The sequence below is a fragment of the Nitrospirae bacterium CG2_30_53_67 genome, assembly GCA_001873285.1.
GTDB lineage: Bacteria > CG2-30-53-67 > CG2-30-53-67 > CG2-30-53-67 > CG2-30-53-67 > CG2-30-53-67.
This window is the reverse complement of the sequence record MNYV01000104.1, coordinates 37889-44024: the sequence shown is the minus strand read 5'-3', so window position 1 is coordinate 44024 and position 6136 is coordinate 37889. Positions and strand designations below refer to the sequence as shown.

The following is a 6136-nucleotide window of genomic DNA, read 5'->3' as shown; positions in this document are numbered from 1 at the left end:
ATGGTTCCTGGCCGCCTGGATAGAGTAGTGCTCCGGGGTATAGCTCTGCAAGTAAACTTTCCCCATGGACGCTCCTCTTCCGGACCTGCCCGCCACCTGGGTCAGGATCTGAAAGGTCCTCTCCCCGGACCTGAAGTCAGGAAAATTAAGGGAGGTGTCGGCGTTCAGCACACCGACAGTGGAGATCCCGGGGAGGTGATGCCCTTTGGCCACCATCTGGGTGCCGATCAGGATGTTTCCTTGGCCGGACCGGAACTGGTCCAGGATCTTTTGCGCCGCACCTTTGGTTCTGGTGGTGTCCCGGTCCAGGCGGAGGAGCGATGATCCCTCAAAGGTATCCTGCACCTCCTTCTCGATCCGTTCCGTGCCTGATCCCTTCAACTCCAATGATTCGGCCTTGCATTCAGGGCAGATGTTCGTCAGCGTGGTTGTATATCCGCAGTGATGACAGCAGACTTCCTGCTCTTTCATGTGGTAGGTCAGGCTCACGCTGCAGTTGGGACAGCGGTGGACATATCCGCATTTCGAGCACAGAAGGAAGGGGGCATAACCTCGCCGGTTCAGGAAGAGGAGGACCTGTTCATGCCGCTCAAGCCCCTGTTTGACCGCTTCGGCCAGTTTCGGGGAGAGAAGTCCCGCGCCTCTTTCTTGTTTCATGTCGATCAGGCAGATCTCGGGCATGGGGCGATCCTCGATGCGCTTTTCCATGGTGAGCATTTGGTACTTTCCTGCATGGGCATGGTAGAAACTCTCCACAGAGGGGGTTGCGCTTCCGAGAATCACCGTTGCGCCGGACATCTTCCCCCGGACTACGGCAAGGTCCCTGGCATGGTATCTCGGCACTTCTTCCTGCTTGTAGGTTGCATCGTGCTCTTCATCTACGACGATGAGGCCGAGATGCGTGAAGGGCGCAAAGATCGCTGAGCGGGCGCCCACGGCTATGGACACCTCCCCTTTTCTGATCCGGTTCCACTGGTCATACCGCTCTCCGTCCGAGAGCCCGCTGTGCAGGACGGCAATCTCTTTGCCGAATCGGGAGTGGAATATGCGAATCAATTGCGGGGTCAGGGCGATCTCCGGAACGATGACGATGGCCTCCTTTTGTTGAGAGAGGGCAATTTCAATGGCACGAAGATAGATCTCGGTCTTTCCGCTGCCGGTCACGCCGTAGAGGAGAAAGGTCTCAAAACGCCCATGTTTCAGGGAGGCCGCAACCGGCTCCACGGCGGCTTCCTGTTCGGGGGAAAGATCCGGGGGATCGGCCATGACGATTTTCTCTCCGGGGAAAGGATCACGAAAGACGTCCCGGCTTTCTCGGATCAGAAGGCTTTTCTCAACGAGGGTCCGGATCACGCCGGATTTTGCGCCGGTTTGCTCCCGGATTTCCGAGGCGCTCCATGGACCCGGTCTCCCTTGCAGGGCCTGAAGAATCCGTGCCTGGGAAGGAGAGCGTTTCTGAATCTCGGCAAGGTTCTGTTCCAGGAAGAGAGGATCTACAGCGAGCCTGTAGATCGTCTCGGACTTGCTCCGAACCGGTTTGCGGATCTCCTTCCGGAGGAGAAGAAGACCTTGTTTGCAATATTGATTGAGATGGGCTTTTATATTCCGTTTGCCGGTCTTTGTTTCAAGCTGTTTGGTGGTCAGCGTATGGCCGGAAAGGGAGGTTCGGATCTTATCGAAGAGGGGATCCGCCTGGACGCAGGCCTTCCCTTCCTGGGTTAGGGAGACCCGAACGGTCCGGACCTCATCCATTCCCGAGGGGAGGACGGCCCGGATCACCGAGCCCCAGGGGGCAAGGTAATATTCGGATATCCACCGGGTCAGTTTGAGCATTTGCGGAGGTAAAAGAGGTTCGGAATCCAGCAGATCGCTCAGGGGTTTGAGCTTCGGATAATCGCTCTCTTCTTTTGTTCCCACGAGATACCCGGTCACGGTCCGGCGGCCCAGGGAGACCCTCACCCGGATTCCAGGAACCGCGAGAACCTTGAATTTTTCAGGGATCGTGTAATGAAAGATCCTGTCAATACCGGGCGCCACGACCTCTGCAATGCCCGCCTCTGTAACCTCTGTCTGCCGCGTCATGTCCGGATTTTAGCAAAGGCGGATAAAGAAAACAACATGGATTCGATAGCATTATGTCATCTAAAAATATTCTTGACTGCTTATTTTTTTCTTGCATCATGTTTTTTTATTTAGTACTATCATCATCCAAGCCTAAAGAAAGAGTTCCTCTAACTTCATATCGCACCACGGGCTCTATTCAGGATACAATGGAAGAGAAAGAGTTTTATACTCTTGATGATGTTTGTCATTTCCTGGTTTTGGAGAAAAGCCGGATACGTTTCATCGAACGGGAGTTCGGCGCCTTTTTCGGTTTTCCGAGGCTATCTCCTTTCCCGACGCTTTATACTCGGAAACAAATCAATATCTTAAAGAAGATCAACCAACTCCTCAATCGTCCCGACCTCAGTATCTTCCAAATCAAATCAGAGTTTCAGCGTCTCTGCCTGGAGCGAGGCAAAGGGGTCTGGGTCATTGCCGTCACCAGCGGGAAAGGCGGGGTGGGAAAGACTTCCATTTCTGTGAATCTGGCCGTCATGCTCGCCAGGCACGGGGTCCGGACCGTGCTTTTTGACGGGGACCTCGGCCTTGCCAATGCCCACCTCTTTCTCGGCGTCAATCCAAAATATACCATTCTCGACCTTCTCAATCGGCGTGCAAGCATTGAGGAAATCCTCACGGAGGGCCCCTGCGGCATGAAACTGATACCGGGCGGGTCCGGGCTTTTCCAGCTTGCCGAGCTTAAGGAATCGCAGCGGAACCACATCATTGATGAGATCACCAGGCTCGGGAAAATGACCGATGTCCTGGTGATCGATACCTCCGCGGGAGTCTCCAGGAATGTCCTTCGATTCATCAGCCTTGCGGATGAAATCCTGACGGTTGCGACGCCCAATATCGCCTCGACCCTGGATGCCTTCGGACTGATCCGGATTGCCGTGCAGCAGCAAATAGCCGGAAACATGAACCTGATCGTGAACCGGGTCCGAAGCAGATCTCAGGCGGACCAGGTTTTTAACAAGGTCATCGGCTGCGCGGACGACTTTCTGGGAAAAAATGTGGAGAGAGGAGGATATATCTTTGAAGATTCCAATGTGGAGAAGGCCATCCAGTCCCGGTCGCCCCTGGTGAATCTCTGTCCGGATTCCCCTGCCGTCCTCTGCATTGAAGAGATCGTACAGAGACTGCTTCAGAAAAAAAAGGTATGGAAAGGAGGGAAGAAAACCGAATTGTTCGAACTGTTTGTGCCCTTGGAGGCGTCCTTTCTATGATCAATCGATTTTATACCAGACCGGTCAACTTAAGAAAAGGAGAAGATACCATGTCAGAAATGTCCAATGCCTTGCACGAGGTTCCAGCCCAGCCGGTTGAGGACCCGCCCCCTTCTCAAGATCTCGCTGAATTAATATCGGAAAGCCATTTGAAAGCTCAGGAATCTGAAAAGGGCGCACGGGAGAACTCATCCGTGAATCAACTCGAATATTTTGGTTTTGAGACCCATCCCTTTTCCGATTCCGTGAACCCGGAGTTTTTTTATGGGAGTTCGGTTCATGAGACGGCGTTTAAGAAAATGAGTATGACGATTCAGGAGGATATTTCCCTGGGTCTGGTGCACGGCGCCAGCGGGACCGGCAAGACCCTGATGAGTTTGATGCTCTTAAAACATCTCAATCCTGCTGAGTACCGGACTGTGATGGTCCTCGTCACTCCCGGGATGAGCAAGACCTCCCTCCTGAAGGAGATTTTAAGAGAACTGATCGAGGAAAACGACAATCTTCCTTCGCAGACGCAGGCGCTCATCGACCTGCTGCACAGCCGGATTATCGACCTATACAGCCAGAACCGGAAACTCGTGATCCTGATCGACGAGGCGCATTTCCTGAGTTCGGAGTCCCTGCATATCCTTAGAACCATCAGCAATCTTGAAACCCCCCAGAAAAAGCTCTCCACCTGCATCCTGTTTGCAGAGGACCTTTTTTTGAGACGATTGTCCCACCCGTCCTACGAGTCCTTAAGAAACCGGATGTATCTGAAGGTTCAGCTTTTGCCCATGGGGCCTGATGAAACATCGCAGTATATCAAGTTCAGGCTCTTAAGCGCCGGATGCAAGGAGCCTATATTTGAAGATGAGGCCTTCATGGAAATTTATAAAAGCACCGGCGGTGTCTGCAGAGACATCAACCGCATCTGCCATAACAGTTTGATGGAAGCCTTCCTGGAAAAGAAGAAGAGAATCGGCAAAGAGCTTATAAAAAATGTCCTCGCGTAAAAAAACAGGAAGCGGCAGTCTTCAAACAACGTTTCGGAAGACCGACCTTAAAAAGGGGGAGCTGACACCCGAGGTCATCCTGGAGCGTAAACGGGCGCCTAAAAAGTACAAGACCACTTCGGAGCGGCCTCTTCATTCTCTTGCAGAGGAGCGCCTCCTCGTGCCTCCTGAAGAATAGGGTTTGAAAAAGCGGGAGTTTGTCTTCATTCTCACCTGTCTGCCGCAGCACAGGCAGGGCTGCGCGTATGGCAAAGCGTGAGGTTCGGAACGGGTCTTGAACATGGACAGGCGGATTGCATACGAGGAAACGGATTAGAAAATATTCTTGACATAATGATGATTTTTTTATAAATTATTACATTTCGATAGAAGAGGGCTTATCGGCCGGTAAATAAAGAGGCTTATGACATAGGGCCGGAAGATCCCATTGGAAAATCAACGGGGCCTATAGCTCAGCTGGTCAGAGCCACCGGCTCATAACCGGTTGGTCCCAGGTTCGAATCCTGGTGGGCCCACCATTTACAGAGATAAAAGGATGAGTTTAATTTTCTTTTTCAAGAGCATGTTTTTACCGGGTTACGTCCAATGCACTTTAGCAATCTAAAGTGCATTTTTTTTGGAGTGAAGCCATGAACATCAACCAAGATATCAGCGGACTCATCCACCTCCAGGGGGTTGACAGCCGTCTGCAGGAAGTGGAAGAAAAAATGGGAGAGCTTCAAAAGACCGTTCAGGAAATGAGGGCCCCCCTGAATCAACTGGAAGAGAGGAAGGATGATTTGCTCGTAAGGATCCCCGAACTCCGGCAGGAAATGCTCCGCCTGGAACAATCCATCCAGGAGTACGGCGACAAAACTCAGAAGTCAAGGGACAAACTCCCCCTGATCACCACCCAGAAGGAATATTTTGCCCTTCAAAAAGAGATCGAAACGATGCAGAAGGAGAAAAGTAAACTGGAGGAGGATCTTCTCGGCAAGATGGCCGCCCTCGATGAGCTGCAGAAGGAGAAGGATGAGGTCTTGTCTCAGTGCCGCGTGGAAGAGGAGACCTTCCTCAGGAAAAAACAGGAGATGGAAAACCAGAACATTCATTTTGATTCGGAGCACAAGGAACTGAAATTAAAAAGAGAGGGGATCGCAGGCGGGATCAACCCGAAATACCTCAATCATTATAACAAGATTCTTAGGCATAAGGGCCCCCCCGCCCTGGTCCGTATCATAGACGGGAACTGTCAGGGGTGCCATGTGACCCTTCCTCCCCAGCTCTACAACGACGTTCGCAAGGCAAAATCCATTATCACTTGCTCCTTCTGCGGCCGGATCCTTTACGCGGAGAAGTAACCCATTGACGAAAGAGATTCTGATTCATATCGACGGGGCGGCCAAGGGGAACCCCGGGCCGGCGGCCATCGGCCTGATCGGCAAGGACCCGGGGGGCGCCACGCTCTTTGAACGCTTCCGCTATATCGGCGAGACCACAAACAATACGGCCGAATACACAGCCTTGATCGAGGGGCTGGAAATAGCCCGGGAACAGGGGGCGCTGAGGGTCCGGATCGCATCGGACTCCGAACTTTTGGTCCGCCAGATGAACGGGCGCTACCAGGTAAAAAAACCGCACCTGAAAATACTCTACGATCAGGCCCTTCAACTCATTCACGGTTTTGAACAGGTGGAGATTTTCCACGTTCCCAGGGAAAAGAATGCCGAGGCGGACTCCTTGGCCAACCGGGCCATCAGAGAGCAAAACAGGATCAATAATCAGAATCCCTGATGCTCTTGGTGAGCCCGCTTTTCCGAAATCTCG

At 52.5% G+C, this 6136-nt stretch carries 6 protein-coding genes and 1 tRNA gene; 6 read left to right on the top strand and 1 reads right to left on the bottom strand.

Annotated features, from left to right (window positions below; translation table 11 throughout):
- Positions 1 to 2082 (bottom strand): primosomal protein N' (locus tag AUK29_06655; GenBank protein OIP63495.1); only part of this gene is annotated, 2082 nt, incomplete at its 3' end.
- A gap of 188 nt (positions 2083 to 2270) precedes the next feature.
- Between AUK29_06655 and AUK29_06650 the strand changes: the two genes are divergently transcribed.
- The 6 genes from AUK29_06650 to AUK29_06625 all read left to right on the top strand — a co-directional run bounded on the left by AUK29_06650 (position 2271) and on the right by AUK29_06625 (position 6103).
- Positions 2271 to 3332 carry a hypothetical protein gene (locus tag AUK29_06650; GenBank protein OIP63494.1) on the top strand — a complete coding sequence of 354 codons (1062 nt, stop codon included), beginning with the start codon at positions 2271 to 2273 and terminating at the stop codon, positions 3330 to 3332.
- Positions 3329 to 4330 carry a hypothetical protein gene (locus tag AUK29_06645; GenBank protein ID OIP63493.1) on the top strand — a complete coding sequence of 334 codons (1002 nt, stop codon included), beginning with the start codon at positions 3329 to 3331 and terminating at the stop codon, positions 4328 to 4330. The genes AUK29_06650 and AUK29_06645 overlap by 4 nt, the downstream gene beginning before the upstream one ends.
- Positions 4317 to 4508 (top strand): hypothetical protein, encoded by a 192-nt coding sequence (locus AUK29_06640; GenBank protein OIP63492.1) that lies wholly within the window; start codon positions 4317 to 4319, stop codon positions 4506 to 4508. The genes AUK29_06645 and AUK29_06640 overlap by 14 nt, the downstream gene beginning before the upstream one ends.
- 263 nt (positions 4509 to 4771) lie before the next feature.
- Positions 4772 to 4848 (top strand) — tRNA-Met (locus AUK29_06635).
- Between the two features lie 111 nt (positions 4849 to 4959).
- Entirely contained in the window at positions 4960 to 5670 is a 711-nt protein-coding gene (locus tag AUK29_06630) for a hypothetical protein (protein ID OIP63491.1), read from the top strand.
- Between the two features lie 4 nt (positions 5671 to 5674).
- Complete coding sequence (locus tag AUK29_06625) at positions 5675 to 6103, top strand: hypothetical protein (protein OIP63490.1); 429 nt, start codon at positions 5675 to 5677, stop codon at positions 6101 to 6103.
- Positions 6104 to 6136: the final 33 nt, after the last annotated feature.

Bases quoted from the DNA above. Each gene is read 5' to 3' on its own strand.
- AUK29_06650 (OIP63494.1), top strand. From the start codon at position 2,271: ATGGAAGAGAAAGAGTTTTATACTCTTGATGATGTTTGTCATTTCCTG.
- AUK29_06645 (OIP63493.1), top strand. From the start codon at position 3,329: ATGATCAATCGATTTTATACCAGACCGGTCAACTTAAGAAAAGGAGAA.
- AUK29_06640 (OIP63492.1), top strand. From the start codon at position 4,317: ATGTCCTCGCGTAAAAAAACAGGAAGCGGCAGTCTTCAAACAACGTTT.
- AUK29_06630 (OIP63491.1), top strand. From the start codon at position 4,960: ATGAACATCAACCAAGATATCAGCGGACTCATCCACCTCCAGGGGGTT.